Origin of the sequence: Enterobacter sp. JUb54, assembly GCF_014298075.1 — a bacterium.
In the GTDB taxonomy this organism is placed as follows: domain Bacteria; phylum Pseudomonadota; class Gammaproteobacteria; order Enterobacterales; family Enterobacteriaceae; genus Klebsiella; species Klebsiella lignicola.
In genome coordinates this window covers 4,370,431-4,386,281 of sequence record NZ_CP060418.1, presented here as the reverse complement: position 1 = coordinate 4,386,281, position 15,851 = coordinate 4,370,431, and the positions used below count along the sequence as shown (strand labels likewise).

Below are 15,851 nucleotides of genomic sequence, written 5' to 3'. Positions count from 1 at the left end.
GGTTTAAGCCTGGCTGATAAGTCTTAAAAAATCATTGTTATGCCGGAAAGGAGGTACACTTAAGTGATCCCACACACGGGAGGAGAGAACGATGAAAGCACTATTTTTTCTGGCGGCGCTGATGCCGCTCAGCGTCCTGGCGCAGCCGCTTAACACCACCAACAACCCTAACCAGCCGGGGTATGTCGTCCCCAGCCAGCAGCGGATGCAGAACCAGATGCAGGTCCAGCAACAGCAGCATCAGAGCATGCTGAAGCAGGATATGCAGAACCAGACTCGCGCCCAGCAGCAGCATCTTCAGACCCAGCTCAACAATAATCAGCAGCGGGTAACCCAGAGCGGGAATTTGAATTCGTCACAGCAGATGTTGCCGAACAGCAACGGGGGAATGCTGCATCAGCAGACGACGCCATAGGCGCCGCCTGCAGTCAGCTCAGGGCTGAAAATCAGGGCCGATAACGTCGATGGCGTCGGTGCAGAGGCAATCGACGCCCCAGCGTAACAGCTCTGCCGCCCGCTGGGGTTGGTTCACGGTATACACGAGGATGTGCAGGCCAGCCGCTTTCAGGCTGGCGACGCGCGCCGCATCCAGCAGCTTGTGGTTGAGGTGAATCGACACGCAGCCCAGCCGGGTGGTCAGCTCGCGCCAGTCCTCACGCCACTCATCCAGCAGCAGCCCGCGCGGTAGCTCGGGCACCGCGTGCTGGGCGGCTTCCAGCGCATCAATTTCAAACGACGATAGCAGCGGCGGGGTCATGCCCTGCCACAGCTCGCGGGCCGCCAGCGCCACCGTTTTGCCGGTCAGCGGTCCGGTGCCGGTGGTCGGCTTAATTTCGATATTCGCCATCATGCCGTGCTGACGACAGCGGTCGGCTACCTCGGCCAGCAGCGGCAGCGGCTCACCTTTGAATTCGGCGCTGTACCAGCTTCCGGCATCGGCTTTCAGCAGATCGCGCCACGGCAGTTCTCCGGCAATGCCCCAGCCGTTGCTGGTGCGTTCCAGATTGTCATCGTGTAGCAAAAAGATCTCGCCGTCTTTCGACAGCTTGGCGTCGAACTCGATCATCGTATGACCAAATCGCGCGCCAACGTCGATGGCCGCCAGGGTGTTTTCCGGCGCCAGTTTCCCGCCGCCACGATGGGCGACGATGTGGGGATAAGGCCAGTGACTCATGCGCGTTGTCCTGTTTCACCATCAAAGAGGTGCAGATGTTCCCTGGGCAGCTGCAGCCACAGCGTGCAGCCCGCCGGCGGACGCTGCTGGTGTGGCAATCTGACCACCAGCTTCTGTTCGCCCCAGCGACCGTGGGCCAGGTTATCGGCACCTAAAATTTCCAGCGTATCCATCACCAGCGGTACGCCACCTTCCGCCTGGGAGCTTAATGCAAAATGCTCCGGGCGGATACCCAGCGTCATCTTACGCCCGGCGTACTGACGATGCCCGTTATTCAGCGGCAAACGCATGCCGCCCTCCAGCTCAAAGTCATTCCCCTCGGCGCTGACGCGCCCTTCCAGCAGATTCATCGCCGGGCTGCCGATAAAGCTCGCGACAAAGCGGCTGGCCGGTTTTTCGTAAACTTCCACCGGAGTGCCAATCTGTTCGGCAATCCCTTTATTCATGACCATCACCCGCTGGGCAAGGGTCATCGCTTCTACCTGATCGTGGGTAACGTACAGCGAGGTGGTTTTCAGGCGACGATGCAACTGCTGCAGTTCGAGGCGCATCTGCACCCGCAGCTTGGCATCGAGGTTGGACAGCGGCTCATCAAACAGAAACACTGCCGGGTCGCGCACAATCGCGCGGCCCATCGCCACGCGCTGACGCTGGCCGCCTGAAAGCTCACGGGGACGGCGTTGCAGCAGGCCATCGAGCTCCAGGATACGCGCCGCTTCCTGCACCCGCTCGGCGATCAACCCTTTACCCATCCCGCGGATCTTCAGTCCCCAGGCCATATTCTCTTCGACGCTCATGTGCGGGTAGAGGGCGTAGTTCTGGAACACCATCGCGATACCGCGATCCTTCGGCTCCATTTCGGTGACGCGCTTGCGGTCAATCCAGATATCGCCGCTGCTCACGCGCTCAAGACCGGCCACCATGCGCAGCAGCGTTGATTTTCCACAGCCGGACGGGCCGACCATCACGATAAATTCGCCATCCGCGACGTCCAACGTCAGCGGTTGGATCACCTGGGTTTTGCCATCCCAACTTTTAGTTACTGCCTGTAGTTTTAAACCAGCCATTTTATTTCTCACTGTCGACCAGGCCACGCACAAACGCGCGCTGCATGGTTAAAACGATAACAACCGGGGGAATAAGCGTGAGCAGCATCGCCGCCATCACCTGGTTCCACTGGGTGGTGCCCTCGCCGGTGGCGATCATGCCTTTGATACCCGCCACCGCGGTGCCAAGATTGACGTCCTGGATAATCAGCAGCGGCCACAGATACTGGTTCCAGCCGTAGATAAAGGTGATCACAAACAGCGCCGCGAGATTGGTTTTCGACAGCGGCAGCACGATGTCGCGGAAAAAGCGCATCGGCGAAGCACCGTCGATGCGTGCCGCTTCAATCAGCTCATCCGGCAGCGTCATAAAGAACTGACGGAACAAGAAGGTGGCGGTCGCCGAGGCCATCAGCGGTAACGTCAGCCCGGCGTAGCTGTCGAGCATTTTCAGGTTGGCGATGACTTCTACCGTCGGAAAAATACGGACCTCAACCGGCAGCATCAGGGTGATAAAAATCATCCAGAAGAACAGGTTACGCAGGGGAAAACGGAACCAGACGATGGCGAATGCCGAGAGCATCGACACCACGATTTTCCCCACCGTGATGCCGAATGCCATGATGAAGCTGTTGAGCATCATCAACCAGAATGGCGCGCTGTTCGCCCCGACGCCCTGGGTCCAGATGGTGGCCATGTTATCCAGCAGGTGTCCGCCGGGGATCAGCGTCATCGGCGTCTCAAACACCGCCTTGTTATCCAGCGTCGCCGCAACAAACGCGACATACAGCGGGAACAGGATCACCGCAATCCCCACGATCAGCATGGTGTGGCTGAAAATCGTCAGCCCGCGACGGTTCTCAATCATTGGTAGCGCACCTTACTTTCAACATAGCGGAACTGAACCACCGTCAGCACAATCACCAGCAGCATCAATACCACCGACTGAGCCGCGGAAGCGGAGAGGTCAAGACCGGCGAAGCCTTCGCGGTAAATCTTGTAGATCAACGTGGTGGTCGCCTGTACCGGGCCACCGGCGGTAGCCGCATCGATCACCGGGAAGGTATCGAAGAAGGCGTAGACCAGGTTGACCACCAGCAGGAAGAAGCTGACCGGCGCGATCAGCGGCAGCGCCAGCTTAAAGAAACGCCGCACCGGCCCGGCACCATCAATGGCGGCGGCCTCGACCAGCGATCGCGGAATTGACTGCAATGCCGCGAAGAAAAACAGGAAGTTGTAGCTGATCTGCTTCCAGACCGACGCAAAGACCACCAGGAACATTGCCTGGCCGCTGTTTTGCGCATGGTTCCAGTCGTAACCCATCTCGGCGAGGAAGTGAGTAATCAGCCCACGCCCGGGATTAAAAAGGAAAATCCACAGCACCGCCGCCACCGCCGGCGCCACCGCATAGGGCAGCAGCATCAGGGTCTGATAAAAGCGGCTGCCGCGCACGACGTAGTCCACCAGGGCCGCAAAGAACAGGGAGATGATCAGGCCGCTGAAGGTCACCAGCGTGCTGAACTTAATGGTGGTCCAGAACGAGGCCAGATAGTACGGGTCATGGACCAGGGTCATGAAGTTGTCCAGACCAACGAACTGACTGGAAAGGCCAAATGGATCAACGCTTTGTAGCGAATACCACAGCGCTTCACCCGCGGGCCAGATAAAGAAAATAACGGTGATAATCAGCTGCGGCGCGACCAGCACATAGGGCAACCAACGCGAGCGGAATACCGGACGGGATGATGACATAAGGGAACTCTTCTTCAGAAAACGCCGGGAGGCGACATGCGCCCGACCCGGCCTACAAAATCTCGAACGACAGGCCCGGTCAGCATCACGCCGCCGGGCACAGGGTTAAGACTTCGTCGACTGCTCGAAACGGCGCAGCAGCTGGTTACCACGTTCAACCGCTGAATCCAGCGCTTGCTGTGGCGTCTTCTTGCCGGTCCACACGCTCTCCAGTTCCTCATCCACAATGGTGCGGATCTGCGGCATGTTGCCCAGACGCAGGCCTTTGGTGAACGGCAACGGCGGCTTGTTCAGCATCTGGCGAGTGGCGATATCCGCGCCCGGATTTTTCTCGTAGAAGCCTTGCTGACGGGTCAGGTCATACGCGGCGGTGGTGATCGGCAGATAGCCGGTTTTCTGGTGCCACTCCGCGGCGATTTCCGGTTTAGCGAGGTATTCGAGGAATTTCGCCACGCCGGTGTAGGTTTCTTTGTCTTTACCTTGCATCACCCACAGGCTGGCTCCGCCAATAATGGCGTTCTGCGGCGCGCCTTTCACGTCGGCGTCGTATGGCATCATGCCCACGCCGTAGTTGAATTTGGCGTACTGACGAATATCTGCCAGCGAACCGGAAGAGGCGGTGGTAATGGCGCAGTCACCGTTATAGAACTTCTCGGTGGACTCGTCTTTACGCCCGAAATAGCTGAAGTCGCCCTTCTTGTTCATCGCTTCCAGCATGGCGATATGCTTCACCTGCTCCGGCTTGTTGAACTCCAGTACCGCGTCGGTGCCGTCGAAGCCGTTGTTTTTGGTCGCCACCGGCAGGCCATGCCAGGCGCTGAAGTTTTCAATTTGGATCCAGCCCTGCCAGCCGCTGGCGTAACCGCACTTCATGCCCGCCGCTTTCAGCTTATCGGTATAGGCGGCCAGCTCCTGCCAGGTTTTTGGCGGTTGCTCCGGGTCTAAACCGGCTTTTTTGAAGGCATCTTTGTTGTAGTACAACACCGGCGTAGAGCTGTTAAACGGCTGGGAGAGGAGATGGCCGCTTTTTGAATCGGTGTAGTAACCGGAAACGGTCGGCACGAACTGCGATTCATCGAACTTAATGCCCGCATCACTGAACACCTGATACACCGGCTTAATGGCTTTCGAGGCCATCATCGTCGCGGTACCGACTTCATACACCTGCAGCAGCGCGGGCGCGTTACCGGTACGGAACGCCGCGATACCGGCGCTCAGGCTCTGCTCGTAGTTGCCTTTGTACACCGGCGTAATTTTGTAATCCGGATTGGCCGCGTTGAAACGTTGCGCCAGAGAATCAACTTCTTTACCCAGTTCCCCTTCCATCGAGTGCCAGAACGGGATGGTGGTGACTGCCAGCGCCTGACCGGCACATGCCAGACTGAGCGCCAGACCTAAAGCTGTATGTCGTAACGATATCATCGGTTATCTCTCTTGTTGTTCCAGATGCGCGATTTCACGCGTTTTATGTTCGCGGGGGTAACATGACATGCTCGAATTACAGAAAAATAACTTTTTTATTACAAAAAAAAGATAGTAAGGCGTCAAAGAGATGGCAAGACGATGAAAGATCGGAGACAGGAAAGTGGGAGCTGTGACACGAATAGATGTGATACCCCCCCGGGGTCGGCGCCAGCGCCTCGCCCGGGCTACGGTGCGGGAATCATTTTATTGAACACGCACAAGGGTAGCCCGGCCAGGCGTAGCGCCGCCGGGGACGTTTTAACCGCCCAGATAGGCGCTGCGTACCGCCTCGTTGGCCAGCAGTGCGTCGCCGGTATCTTCCAGCACCACGTGGCCGTTTTCCAGCACGTAGCCACGGTCGGCCAGCTTCAGCGCCTGGTTGGCGTTCTGCTCGACGAGGAAAATGGTCATCCCCTGCTCGCGCAGCTGTTCGATAGTGTTGAAAATCTGCTGAATGATAATCGGCGCCAGCCCCAGGGACGGCTCGTCAAGCAGCAGCAGACGCGGCTGGCTCATCAGCGCACGACCGATTGCCAGCATCTGCTGTTCGCCGCCGGACATGGTGCCCGCCCGCTGAATACGACGCTCAAGCAGGCGCGGGAACAGCTCGTAAACCCACTGAATGCGGCTCTGGAACTGATCGCGGTCGGCAAAAAAACCGCCCATCGCCAGGTTCTCTTCTACCGTCATCCGCGAGAAGACGCGACGCCCTTCCGGCACAATCGCCACCGCTTCACGCATGATTTTCGCGGTCTGCCAGTCGGTAATATCTTTACCATCAAAGACCACCTTGCCGCTGGAGGCGCGCGGGTCGCCGCACAGCGTGCCAAGCAGCGTGGTTTTACCCGCGCCGTTGGCGCCAATCAGAGTGACGATCTCTCCCTGATTGATGTGCAGACTGACGTTATGCAGCGCCTGAATCTTGCCGTAGTGGGCGCTCACGTTGTCAAAAGATAACATCACTTTTTCCATACTTATGCCTCACCAAGGTATGCGCGGATCACGTCCGGGTTATTGCGGATCTCTTCCGGCGTACCGTTAGCTAACGGCGTGCCCTGGTTAACCACATAAATACGATCGGAAATCCCCATCACCAGCTTCATATCGTGCTCAATCAGCAGGATGGTGGTGTTGTGATGACTACGCAGCTCGGCGATCAGCTCGTCCAGCTCTTTGGTCTCTTTCGGGTTCAGACCCGCCGCCGGTTCATCCAGCATCAGAATTTCCGGCTGGGTCACCATGCAACGGGCAATCTCCAGACGTCGCTGGTCGCCGTAGGCCAGGTTACTGGCCTGACGGTTGGCGTGCTCCAGCAAGCCGATGCGCTCCAGCCAGGTGGCAGCGCGGTCCAGCGCCTCGCTCTGGGCGCGGCGGAAGGACGGCGTTTTCAGCAGCCCGGAAAATACGCCGGTTTTCAGCTGCTGATGTTGTGCCACCAGCAGGTTTTCAATCACCGTCATTTCACGGAACAGGCGCACGTGCTGGAAGGTCCGGACCACGCCCATGCGGGCAATCTGCTGACCCGGCAACCCTTCGAGATGCTGATCGCGCAGTTTAATGGTCCCGCCAGTCGGTTTATAAAAACCGGTCAGGCAGTTGAAGACCGTGGTTTTGCCGGCGCCGTTAGGGCCAATCAGCGAGACGATCTCCTGCGGGCGCAGCTCAAGCGACACGTTGTTGACCGCCAAGAGGCCGCCGAAGCGCATCATCAGGCCGTTGACGGATAATAATGGCTGACTCATGCCTGCTCTCCTTTCGCCTGAACTTTTTTCAGCTTCAGCTGCGGGCGCGTCATCGGCAACAGTCCCTGCGGACGCCAGATCATCATCAGCACCATCAAACCACCCAGCATCAACATGCTGTATTCGTTGAAATCACGCATCAGTTCGCGCGATACCACCAGCAGCACCGCCGCAAGGATCACCGCAAACTGCGAGCCCATGCCGCCGAGCACCACAATTGCCAGCACGAAAGCCGACTCGGCAAAGGTGAAGGATTCCGGACTGACAAAGCCCTGACGAGCGGCAAACAGCGTCCCGGCAAAACCGGCAAACGCGGCACTGATGGTAAAGGCGGTCAGCTTGATGCGCGTCGGGCTAAGGCCCAGCGAGCGACAAGCAATTTCATCTTCACGCAGCGCTTCCCACGCGCGCCCCAGCGGCATGCGCAGCAGGCGGTTAATCACAAACAGCGACAGTACCACCAGCAGCAGCGCCACCAGATAGAGGAAAATGACCCTGTCAGCCGGATCGTACTTCATACCAAAGAAGTTACTGAAGGTATCCCAGCCGCCTTCACGGGCGCTACGGCTAAACTCAAGACCAAACAGCGTCGGCTTAGGGATCTGGCTGATGCCGTTCGGGCCGCCGGTCACTTCGGTGTTGTTGAGCAGCAGGATACGCACGATTTCGCCGAAGCCCAGCGTCACGATGGCCAGATAGTCACCGCGCAGGCGCAGCACCGGGAAGCCCAGCAGGAAGCCCGCGGCGGCAGACACCAGGCCCGCCAGCGGCAGACAGGTCCAGAAACCGAGGCCGTAATAGTGGTTCAGCAGCGCAAAGGTATAGGCGCCGATGGCATAGAAACCGCCGTAGCCCAGCACCAGCAGGCCTGACAGCCCCACAACCACGTTAAGCCCCAGCCCGAGAATGATATAAATCATCGTCAGGGTGGCAATATCCACCGTGCCGCGCGACACCATAAACGGCCACGCCACGGCGATCACCAGCAGCGCCACCAGGAACAGCTTCTGTTTCACCGTCGACCCGTCGATAGCCGGCATAATAAACTTCGGCCCGGAGACATTCTTCAGGGTTTTCTGGAACAGCGGACGCATCAACTGGAAGAAGAAGACCACCGCGGTGCCGATAAAGATCCACTGCCAGCGGATATCGGCGGCGGTGTCCACCACCAGTTTGGTGCCGTCCAGCTCCAGCTGCACGCCCATAAACACGCCGGCCAGAACAAAGAACATCGCCGCAGACAGCAGCGACATCGCAATATGCATCGGTTTCATACTTTCTCTACCTCCGGACGACCCAGAATGCCGGTAGGCATCACCAACAGCACCAGAATCAACAACGCGAAGGAGACCACGTCTTTATATTCCGTGCTGAGGTAGGCAGAAGAGAGCGCTTCGGCGATGCCGAGGATCAGCCCGCCGATCATCGCGCCAGGGATACTGCCGATGCCGCCCAGAACCGCAGCAGTAAAGGCTTTCATCCCGGCCATAAAGCCGATATACGGGTTGATAACGCCATAGAACTGACCCAGCAGAACGCCCGCTACCGCCGCCATTGCCGCGCCGATAACAAAGGTCAGGGCAATCACCCGGTCGGTGTTAATCCCGAGCAGGCTCGCCATTTTCAGGTCTTCAGCACAGGCACGACAGGCGCGGCCCATGCGGGAGTAGCGAATAAACAGCGTCAGTGCCAGCATCGCCACAAAGGTCACGACCCAGATCACCAGTTGCATGGTGGTGATGGTCGCAGAGAAGTTTTCGCTGCTGCCCACCGTCCACTGGCCATTGAACAGGCTCGGCAGCGCCACGTCGCGCGACCCTTCCGTCAGGCTGACATAGTTTTGCAGGAAGATAGACATCCCGATGGCGGAGATCAGCGCAATCAGGCGCTTGGAGCTACGCACCGGCCGGTAGGCCACGCGCTCGATGCTCCAGCCGTAGGCGCTGGCGATCACAATCGCCCCGACAAAACCCGCGGCCACCAGCAGCCAGCTGGTATCAATCCCCATCATCATCAGTGCGGCAATGATCATGAAGGAGACGTAGCTGCCAATCATGTAGACCTCGCCATGGGCGAAGTTAATCATGCCGATAATGCCGTACACCATCGTATAACCGATGGCGATCAGCGCGTAAGTACTGCCCAGCGTGACGCCGTTGAACATCTGCTGCAGAAAGTAGAGAAACTGCTCGGACATAAGGTAACCTTTTTCATGCCGCCCGTTTTACGCGGGCGGTGGGATAACGCATCTTATTTTGCGACAGAGGATGATCCATCCGCATGCCACTGGAAGACACCAAACTCAAATCCCTTCAAATCGCCTTTTTCGTCCCAATTCAGCGGCCCAATCACGGTTTTCGCCCCGTGAGCTTTCAGATCTTTAATTAAGTCCAGCGGTTCCTGGCTGCTACTTCTGTCCATTGCCTGGGCTAACGACTGCACGGCAGCGTAGGTAATCCAGACATACGGGCCACTCGGATCTTTTTTCTCTGCTTTCAGCGCCTCGACGATAGCGCTGTTCGCCGGGTCCTGGTCGTAGCGTTTCGGCATTGTCACCAGCATGCCTTCTGCGGCTGCACCGGCGATGTTAGACAGCGATGCGTTACCCACGCCTTCCGGTCCCATAAACACGGTTTTCAGGCCCACGGAGCGTGCCTGGCGCAGCATCTGCCCCATTTCCGGGTAGTAGCCACCGTAGTAAACGAAATCGATATTCTCTTTTTGCAGGCGGGCCAGCAGCGCCGAGAAGTCTTTCTCACCGGCGGTAATGCCGTCGAAGAAGACAATGTTGGCATTGGCTTTTTTCAGGCTATCCTGGACGGAACGCGCCAGGCCTTCACCGTATTGCTGTTTGTCGTGGATGATGGCGATGCGCTGCGGCTTCACTTTTTCCAGAATGTATTTCGCGGCGGTCGGCCCCTGGGAAGAGTCCAGACCGGCGGTGCGCATGATGTACTGGTAGCCGCGCTGCGTCAGTTCCGGGTTGGTGGCGCCCGGGGAGATCATCAGAATGCCTTCATCTTCATAGATATCAGAGGCCGGCTGGGTGGAAGAAGAGCACAGGTGACCGATGACGTACTGGATGCCTTCGTTAACAATTTTGTTCGCTACCGCGACGGCCTGTTTCGGGTCGCAGGCATCGTCAAATTCAACGCCAACCAGCTTATCGCCCTTAATGCCGCCCTGGGCGTTGATGTCTTTGATTGCCTGACGCGCGCCGTTGAACTCCATGTCGCCCCACTGAGCGACCGGACCGGACATCGCGCCGACAACCGCAACTTTAATATCTTTGGCCATAACCGTGTGCGACATCGCCAGTGCGACAAATCCCGCAATAATCGTTTTCGCGTTCCTGTTCATGCTGCAGAACCCCGTTCGTGATGTGGTGTATACCCGTCATACTTCAAGCTGCATGAGTGTTGGCTGTACTCGTTCACCCCAGTCACTTACTTCAGTAAGCTCCTGGGGATTCTCTGCGTCGCCGCCTTCCTGCAACTCGAATTATTTAGGGTTTATATATTTTGTATTTTTATGGTTAAAAAGCATTCTGTGCTTTTATTAAACAACGCTACTTTTACCATTGTCTTTAAGGGTTTAGCGAAGTTTTTACCTGATTTTAGCGTAAAATCTCTATATTTCAGGCTATTAAGCGAAGATAATATTCTGAAATAAGTCGAAGATAAACAAAAAAAGTCCCGTTCCCAGCATAATATAACGATACATAAGGCGGAATAAAACGCTGCACATTAGGTAAAAATTCTGCTTATTTTTCGATCCATGACGCATTGCGCTACTCTGATTACCTCAGGAAAACGAATCCCCTAATGAACAGGAAAAAAACAGCACCCTGCCTGACGGCAAATTTGGGTACACTGACTCCTTCATTTTGACGGGGCAAGCTGTGCATGAAACTGACCATTATTCGATTACCGCTCTTCGGCGAACAGGATCGCATCGACTTAGGGAAAATTTGGCCGTCACAGGATCTCGACGCGATCCCGCTGGACGACCATCACCGGGTTTACGCCGCCCGCTTTAACGAGCGCCTGCTGGCTTCCGTGCGTGTGACGTTAAGTGGCGATGCCGGCGAGCTCAGCGCGCTCTGCGTACGCGAAGTCACCCGTCGACGCGGCGTCGGGCAGTATTTAGTGGAAGAGATCCTGCAGGATAACCCGGAGATCGGCCGCTGGCGGGTCAACGCAGCCGGCGTAGAAGACAAGACGGTGATGTCGGCATTTATGCAGGCGCTGGGCTTTAGCGCACACCAGGACGGCTGGGAAAAACGTTAAAAACATCCCGGATGGCGGCGCATCGCGCCTTATCCGGGCTACCAAAAGCAGACACCTGTAGCCCGGTAAGCGCAGCGCCACCGGGGAAAGCGTAAACCACCCACCCGGTTATTCCCGGGTGCTTACATCAGTAAGTGACCGGGGTTGCGGAGCGCAGCCAACACACCTGTAGCGTGAAAGGCTGTCAGCTTATTTAACCAAGAATTTCATGCTACAGGCAAGCGGCAAGCGTCGAAATCCCCGGGAGCTTACACGAGTAAGTGACCGGGGTTGAGCAGCGCAGCCAACACACCTGTAGCGTGAAAGGCGAAGGTTAAATTATTTGGCGTCGGTGGCGGTGCCATCCGCGTGCCAGGTAAACACGCCGAACTCGAAGCCTTTCAGGTCGCCCTTCGCATCCCATGACAGCGGCCCCATCACGGTATCAACCGAGTTTGCCTTCAGGTATTTCACGATTTCTGCCGGGTCTTCGGACTGATTCAGGCCAGCGTCCAGCGACTGGATTGCCGCATAGGTGGTCCAGACGAACGCGCCGCTCGGATCCTGTTTTTTAGCTTTAATCGCGTCAACAATCGGTTTGTTCGCCGGTACCTGATCGTAGTTCTTCGGTTTCGTGACCAGCATGCCTTCAGCGGACTGACCGGCGATGTTAGACAGAGAAACGTTGGCCACGCCTTCCGGTCCCATAAACTGCGTTTTCAGGCCGGCGGCACGAGACTGGCGCAGAATCTGCCCCATTTCCGGGTGGTAGCCACCGTAGTAAACGAAGTCGATATTTTCTTTCTTCAGACGCGCAACCAGCGTGGAGAAGTCTTTCTCACCGGCGGTGATACCGTCGAAGAAGACGATGTTCGCGCCGCCTTTCTTCAGGCCATCCTGTACCGCGCGGGCCAGGCCTTCACCATACTGCTGCTTGTCGTGAACGATAGCGATGCGCTGCGGCTTCACTTTCTCGATAATATATTTTGCCGCCGTCGGACCCTGGTCAGAATCCAGGCCGGTGGTACGCAGAATCATTTTATAACCACGCGCGGTCAGCTCCGGAGCCGTCGCCGCTGGCGTAATCATCAGAATGCCTTCGTCTTCATAGATATCGGATGCTGGCTGGGTAGAAGAAGAGCATAAGTGGCCGATAACGTACTTAATGCCATCGTTGACCACTTTGTTGGCAACCGCTACCGCCTGTTTCGGGTCGCAAGCGTCATCATATTTAACGATCTGCAGCTTATTGCCTTTGATCCCGCCTTTGGCGTTGATATCAGCAACCGCCTGCTCGGCACCGGTAAACTCCTGGTCGCCATACTGCGCTACCGGACCAGACATCGCGCCAACCACGGCAATTTTGATGTCTTCTGCCAGCGCGGCATTGCTCATAATCAAGGCGATACATCCTGCCAGTAACGCTTTACCCTTCATGTTCATCCTGAGGCTCCCCATTATTATGGTTTTTGCATTTGTTGTGATGTTGTTTGTTAGCGCATTATTCTAATTTGAGTCATAAGAAAAGCATATGACGCCTATTTTAAGGTCTGCCGCCTGCGCTTTTGCAGCACACTATGCTAAACATACCGTCATTCAGGAGAATTTGAAATGACAAAATTGTGGGTTATGTAACAGATAAGTGACAAATAAAAAACCGCGCCAGGATCAACCGGACGCGGTGGAGTCAAGACGCCAGATTACCAACCGGCGGGCAGGTAGCCCAAAGCGGAAGCAATTGCGTAAACGGCGCTACAAAGATACAGCAACACAATGAAGGTCTGGATAAGCGGATGGGTTATCGCCGCCGGACACACCCAGCCCGGGGTAATATCCCCACGCTGGCGAGCGCCTTTGAGCATCAGAATCGGCATAATGGATAAGATCACCCCGCTAAACACCCCGGCGAAATAGAGCGCATTCACAAACGACACCATTCCGCTGTAGGCCAGAACAAATGGCGGAACCGCCACCACCACCAGCACCATCAGGCGCTTAAGCGGCTGTTCGTCGTTCCCGAGGCGGAACTGGTCGAAAATATTGGTCAGGAAACTGCCCCCCAGGCCCCAGTAGGAAGTCAGCATGGCGCACAGGGCAAACAGGTTGGCAGAGAAAAAGGCCCACTCACCGAGCGCCCGTCCCCAGGAGATGGTCGCGACATCGGAAATATTATCCAGGCCATTGAGCGCAATCACCGATAGCGGAACCAGCGCCAGCAGAACAAAGGTCAGCCCCATCCCGACCATAATGGCCTTTGGCAGCTTCTCCGGCTTATCGGCGAAGCCACGGGCCATTTCCGGGACAATATATTGCGCCGAGAAACAGAAGGCGACGACGTTGAACACCGGCACCATGTAGAGCCAGTTACCGTCGAGCAGATAGCTGATCTGGGTCGTATCTTTGAGCAAGGTGGCGGCAACCAGCACGGCAATCATCACCACCATGCCGATACTAATAAACTTCTCGCCGCGACCAATCGCTTTCAGCCCCAGATAGAGCACGCCAGCCGCCGGGATAAAAAACAGCACGCTGCCGAGCGCCGGGGAGATGCCGAACAGCGAATGCAGCAGCTTGCCGCTGCCGGTCATATAGGCGGTCAACGCGCCGACGCTGTTCACGCACACGGACAGGAACATCATCAACGCCCCGAAGCGCCCGACATAGCGGTGCGACAGTCCGCTAAGCTGCAAATGTTTGCGGGTACGCAGGGTCGATTCGGCGACATAAAGCATGGTAATGGTGGTCAGGCTGCCGACGATGATCAGCCAGAACAACAACGGTAGAAAACCGGCCTTACTGGAGGCATAGGCGATGGACAATACCCCGGCACCGATGTTGGTCCCGACGATCATCGACACCCCTTCAACGAAGCTGAGGGACTTTGCAGGTACAGCAGTACGTTCCCGGTTCGTCAGAACCGAGGAAAAGGTGGAATTTTCAGACATAATATTTTCCGTTTTATTCCGGCGATCTGCGCCGCCGGAAAAAAGGTGATATCAGGGTGATAAACCACTGACGCTGAGTAAAACCCCTGTGCGGCATCCTGTTTTATTCGGCTTCCCTGCCGCCGCACAGGCGTGTGGCGTGTTATCCCTTGAGGATACGCGCCAGAATATCCAGCGCTTTAGTAAACTGCGCGTCTGGAATAGTTAACGGGTACAGGAAACGAATCACGTTGCCATAGATGCCGCAGCTCAGCAGCAGCAGACCATTTTCCTGGGCTTTTTGTTGGATCTGGCGGGTAAACTCTGGTGACGGTTCGCCGGTCTGCGGATCGTTAAACTCCACGGCCACCATCGACCCTTGACCACGAATATCAACAATCGCCGGGCAATGTTGACGCGCCTGCTGCAGCACCTCTTTCAGATGGCTGCCGAGTTGCTCCGCGCGCTGGCACAGCTGCTCTTCGTCAATCACATCGAGGACCGCATGGGCTGCCGCCACCGCCAGTGGGTTACCGGCATAGGTGCCGCCAAGTCCACCCGGCGCCGGCGCATCCATTACGTCGGCACGGCCAACGACGCCCGAGAGCGGGAAACCGCCGGCGAGGCTTTTCGCCATCGTCATCAGGTCCGGTTTCACATCGTAATGCTGCATGGCAAACAGCTTGCCGGTACGCGCAAAGCCCGTTTGCACCTCATCGGCAATCAGCAGAATGCCGTGGGTATCACAGAGCGCACGCAGCGCCTGCATAAACTCTGGCGGTGCAACGTTAAACCCGCCTTCGCCCTGAATCGGCTCAAGGACAATCGCTGCCACCTGGTCCGGGCCAATATCGGCTTTAAAGATGCGCTCCAGGCTCTTCATGGCGTCAGCCGTGGTAATTCCGTGGGCGGCATTCGGGTAGACCCCGTGATACACCGACCCTGGGAACGGCCCAAAACCGATTTTGTACGGTGCGACCTTGCCGGTCAGCGCCATGGTCATAAAGGTACGACCGTGGAAACCGCCACCGAAGGTGATCAACCCCGGGCGGCCGGTGTAGGCGCGGGCAATCTTCACCGCGTTTTCTACGGCTTCAGCGCCGGTGGTGAAGAACGCGGTTTTTGCCGGGCCATCGATCGGTGCCAGCTCGTTAATACGTTCGGCCAGAGAGACGTAGCTTTCGTACGGGACAATCTGATACGCGGTGTGGGTAAAAGCCTGCAGCTGCTGTGCGACAGCCTCAACGATTTTCGGGTGACGATGGCCGGTGTTGAGCACGGCAATACCGGCAGCAAAATCGATCACCTCGTTGCCTTCCACATCCCACAGCGTGGCGTTTTCTGCTTTCTCAACAAAGTAGTTGCACATTACGCCTACGCCGCGCGGCGTCGCCTGCTGGCGACGTTGATTCAGTTCTGAACTTTTCACCCTCGAATCTCCTGTCATGTGTGTCACGTTATCGCAACAATTTCGAAACTAT

15 protein-coding genes are annotated in these 15,851 nt (G+C 56.9%); 2 read left to right on the top strand and 13 right to left on the bottom strand.

What is annotated here, in order from left to right; translation table 11 throughout:
* The first annotated feature begins 91 nt into the window (after positions 1–91).
* Positions 92–415 carry a DUF2756 family protein gene (locus HF679_RS20185; protein ID WP_123757296.1) on the top strand — a complete coding sequence of 108 codons (324 nt, stop codon included), beginning with the start codon at positions 92–94 and terminating at the stop codon, positions 413–415.
* An 18-nt stretch (positions 416–433) separates the two neighbouring features.
* Here HF679_RS20185 and ugpQ read toward each other — a convergent pair whose 3' ends face one another.
* From ugpQ to livK, 10 genes are all read right to left on the bottom strand, one after another.
* Complete coding sequence (gene ugpQ / locus HF679_RS20180; RefSeq protein ID WP_123757295.1) at positions 434–1,174, bottom strand: glycerophosphodiester phosphodiesterase; 741 nt, start codon at positions 1,172–1,174, stop codon at positions 434–436.
* A complete protein-coding gene (locus HF679_RS20175) occupies positions 1,171–2,241 on the bottom strand; it encodes a sn-glycerol-3-phosphate import ATP-binding protein UgpC (protein ID WP_123757294.1) in 1,071 nt (356 codons plus the stop codon). The genes ugpQ and HF679_RS20175 overlap by 4 nt, the downstream gene beginning before the upstream one ends.
* A 1-nt stretch (position 2,242) precedes the next feature.
* The gene (ugpE, locus tag HF679_RS20170) at positions 2,243–3,088 is read right to left on the bottom strand and encodes a sn-glycerol-3-phosphate ABC transporter permease UgpE (RefSeq protein ID WP_123757293.1); all 846 of its coding nucleotides are present in this window, start codon (positions 3,086–3,088) and stop codon (positions 2,243–2,245) included.
* Positions 3,085–3,972, bottom strand: a complete 888-nt coding sequence (gene ugpA, locus HF679_RS20165) for a sn-glycerol-3-phosphate ABC transporter permease UgpA (RefSeq protein WP_123757292.1) — start codon at positions 3,970–3,972, stop codon at positions 3,085–3,087. The genes ugpE and ugpA overlap by 4 nt, the downstream gene beginning before the upstream one ends.
* Before the next feature lie 105 nt (positions 3,973–4,077).
* Complete coding sequence (gene ugpB / locus HF679_RS20160) at positions 4,078–5,394, bottom strand: sn-glycerol-3-phosphate ABC transporter substrate-binding protein UgpB (protein ID WP_123757291.1); 1,317 nt, start codon at positions 5,392–5,394, stop codon at positions 4,078–4,080.
* Between the two features lie 300 nt (positions 5,395–5,694).
* On the bottom strand, positions 5,695–6,408 hold the full coding sequence (gene livF / locus HF679_RS20155; protein ID WP_123757290.1) for a high-affinity branched-chain amino acid ABC transporter ATP-binding protein LivF: 714 nt from the start codon (positions 6,406–6,408) through the stop codon (positions 5,695–5,697).
* Between the two features lie 2 nt (positions 6,409–6,410).
* Positions 6,411–7,178 carry a high-affinity branched-chain amino acid ABC transporter ATP-binding protein LivG gene (gene livG / locus HF679_RS20150; protein ID WP_123757289.1) on the bottom strand — a complete coding sequence of 256 codons (768 nt, stop codon included), beginning with the start codon at positions 7,176–7,178 and terminating at the stop codon, positions 6,411–6,413.
* Complete coding sequence (gene livM, locus HF679_RS20145) at positions 7,175–8,452, bottom strand: branched chain amino acid ABC transporter permease LivM (RefSeq protein WP_154144985.1); 1,278 nt, start codon at positions 8,450–8,452, stop codon at positions 7,175–7,177. The genes livG and livM overlap by 4 nt, the downstream gene beginning before the upstream one ends.
* Entirely contained in the window at positions 8,449–9,375 is a 927-nt protein-coding gene (gene livH, locus HF679_RS20140; protein WP_123757287.1) for a high-affinity branched-chain amino acid ABC transporter permease LivH, read from the bottom strand. Before livH ends, livM begins: the two co-directional genes overlap by 4 nt.
* A 53-nt stretch (positions 9,376–9,428) precedes the next feature.
* Positions 9,429–10,538 (bottom strand): high-affinity branched-chain amino acid ABC transporter substrate-binding protein LivK, encoded by a 1,110-nt coding sequence (gene livK / locus HF679_RS20135; RefSeq protein ID WP_187042335.1) that lies wholly within the window; start codon positions 10,536–10,538, stop codon positions 9,429–9,431.
* 545 nt (positions 10,539–11,083) lie between these two features.
* Here livK and panM point away from each other — a divergent pair.
* The gene (panM, locus tag HF679_RS20130; protein ID WP_187042334.1) at positions 11,084–11,467 is read left to right on the top strand and encodes an aspartate 1-decarboxylase autocleavage activator PanM; all 384 of its coding nucleotides are present in this window, start codon (positions 11,084–11,086) and stop codon (positions 11,465–11,467) included.
* 318 nt (positions 11,468–11,785) lie between these two features.
* On the opposite strand, the gene livJ is transcribed toward panM, so the two are convergent.
* The 3 genes from livJ to HF679_RS20115 all read right to left on the bottom strand — a co-directional run bounded on the left by livJ (position 11,786) and on the right by HF679_RS20115 (position 15,799).
* A complete protein-coding gene (livJ, locus tag HF679_RS20125) occupies positions 11,786–12,889 on the bottom strand; it encodes a branched chain amino acid ABC transporter substrate-binding protein LivJ (RefSeq protein ID WP_123757284.1) in 1,104 nt (367 codons plus the stop codon).
* A gap of 257 nt (positions 12,890–13,146) precedes the next feature.
* Positions 13,147–14,391: an aromatic amino acid transport family protein gene (locus HF679_RS20120; RefSeq protein WP_174510100.1), complete on the bottom strand. Its 1,245-nt coding sequence runs from the start codon at positions 14,389–14,391 to the stop codon at positions 13,147–13,149.
* A gap of 142 nt (positions 14,392–14,533) precedes the next feature.
* Positions 14,534–15,799, bottom strand: coding sequence for a 4-aminobutyrate--2-oxoglutarate transaminase (locus HF679_RS20115; protein WP_123757282.1), 1,266 nt, complete (start codon positions 15,797–15,799; stop codon positions 14,534–14,536).
* Positions 15,800–15,851 lie beyond the last annotated feature (52 nt).